Genomic DNA, 2,178 nt, shown 5'->3' with positions numbered 1-2,178 from the left:
GATAAAAAAAGGATAATATAAATTTTTATCATGAAAAGAAAATTTATTTTAAGAAAAACTAGTGAAATCGATTTTATTTTTAAACTTAATAAAAATAAAAATATCAGAAATGGTTTTTTTACGTTATATTATGCTAAAAATAACCATTTTAAACATTTTAAATTTGCTTTAAGTATTGGTAAAAAATACGGCAAATCGCACGAAAGAAATTTAATTAAAAGACGTTTAAGAATGATTATTTATCAAAATATGAATATGATCGATCCTCATATGTCTTTCGTTCTTGTTATTAAACCAAAAGCGAAAGAACTTGATTTTGTCGGATTATCTAAATATTTCTTAATTTTAATCAAAAAAATTTCTTAATTGTTTTTAAATAAGGATATTTTAGTAATATGAGTAAAAAAAAATTACCGTTTAAACAAATACAAAAAATTTTAATCTTTCTTTCGATAACTATTTTATTATTTATTTTTTTCCAATGGGCTTTTCCTTCTAAGAAAAACATAGAAGAGTTAAAAGACGCTGATATCAAGATTGTTTTTAATCATGATGTAATCGTTGCAGATCAAACTAAAAAAACATTGAAAGGCATGAAGGAAAAATTAAATGATCCAGAATCTTTTAGTTTTACCGATTATTCAAATTATGTTAATATTTTTCAAATTGGTATTCAAAATAATAAAAATATCGTTGTTAGACAATGGAATAAAGAAGATTTTAACCCTCCTGAAAAAAATGAAAATAGTAGAAAAATAATAGACGCTTTTAAAAAAACATTAAAAGATAAAATAGATGCTATTTTATTAAATAAAACAGATTATTTTTTCTCTTTTGAAAAAGAACTTGATGAGAAAAAAAATCCTCCAGCAAACGTTGTTAAACAGTTTTTCACTATCAAAAGAGGAACTAATTTTGATTACGCTCTAGGCCAAAACGATTATGACAAGGTTAACAAACAAAAATTGTTGGTTTATAAGATAGATTCTGATGAATCTGTTAAAATTGTCACAAATTTTGAAATTTTCAAAGATAAAGAGAAGACAGAAAAAATTCATGCTGATGATTATAACAAAGCAATCAGAGAGAAAAAAGATGACAATGGCGTCTTCAATTATTTTGTTTTAAAAGAAGACGCAAAACAAAAAGATTTAAACTTAAAATTATTTGTAGACGATTCTGGCGACTCTCCTATCCAATGGCCTTCTAAATTAAGATGGACTGGCATTTTAGGGTGGGGTTATATTTGGAACGTTTTAATCATTTTCATCGGTTCTTCTTTAGACTTCTTCTCCAACGTCTTTGCTGGCAAAGAAGATGGTATTTTTTTCGGTAATTTAGGGTTAGGCATCGTTTTAACTACTATTTTGATTAGAACTTTATCGTGGCCGATCTATACTAAAACTAGTTCCTTTTCTTTGAATATGAGTTTAGCTCAACCAGAAATAGATAAAATCAGAGCTAAATACGTTTTAAGAAAAGACAAAACGTCTATGCAGCAAATGCAAATGGAGATAATGAAAGTATATAAAAAATACAATTTTAATATTTTCGGCATTTTTATAACTTTTTTACAAATGCCTATTTTCATCGCTATGTTAAGGTCTTTAAATCGTTTCCGTGTTTATGGCGGAATGTTTATTCCTCGCACTGGAAAACATTTTTTAGGTTTTATTAATTTAAATCCTGTAGAAGCTGATCTTATTGTTAAATTAGTTTTATCTCTTTTCGTTGGTATAAGTATGTTTTTCTTAAACAAATTAAGTTTAAAAAAACCATCTTATTTAAAACAAAATACTAAAATTTTAACTTTAGAACAACAAACACAAAAAAAAGCTCAAGAAAAAAGTATGAAGGTTTTCAGTTATATGATGATCGGATTAATGACTTTTGCTTCTTTCAAAGATGTAACTTTATCTTTATATTGGGTTGTAGGGAATTTATTCACTATAGTTCAAACAATTATTAATCATAAATTAATGGAAAATAAATATATTTTATTAAAAAAACAAGGATTATAAAATATTTTTATTTTCTTTTTTTGCATTTTTTTATTTTGGTTTTCGGCAGACGTTGGTGATTAAATTTTTTCATAGGAAGTTTGAATAAGCGATCGTCAAACAACCATTAAATAAATCACTTCAATTGATAGTCTTTTTTCGATCAAAAAAGACTTTT

The 2,178-nt window shown here is 25.3% G+C and carries 2 protein-coding genes; both read left to right on the top strand.

Features of this window, described 5'->3' with window-relative positions; all coding sequences use genetic code 11:
- The first annotated feature begins 30 nt into the window (after positions 1-30).
- Positions 31-366, top strand: a complete 336-nt coding sequence (gene rnpA, locus ON17_RS01360) for a ribonuclease P protein component (protein ID WP_017191701.1) — start codon at positions 31-33, stop codon at positions 364-366.
- 29 nt (positions 367-395) lie between these two features.
- Positions 396-2,021, top strand: coding sequence for a YidC/Oxa1 family membrane protein insertase (locus ON17_RS01355; RefSeq protein ID WP_017191700.1), 1,626 nt, complete (start codon positions 396-398; stop codon positions 2,019-2,021).
- Positions 2,022-2,178: the final 157 nt, after the last annotated feature.

This window comes from Poinsettia branch-inducing phytoplasma str. JR1 (assembly GCF_000309465.1).
In the GTDB taxonomy this organism is placed as follows: domain Bacteria; phylum Bacillota_I; class Bacilli_A; order Acholeplasmatales; family Acholeplasmataceae; genus Phytoplasma; species Phytoplasma pruni.
This window is presented reverse-complemented; position numbering and strand designations above follow the sequence as displayed.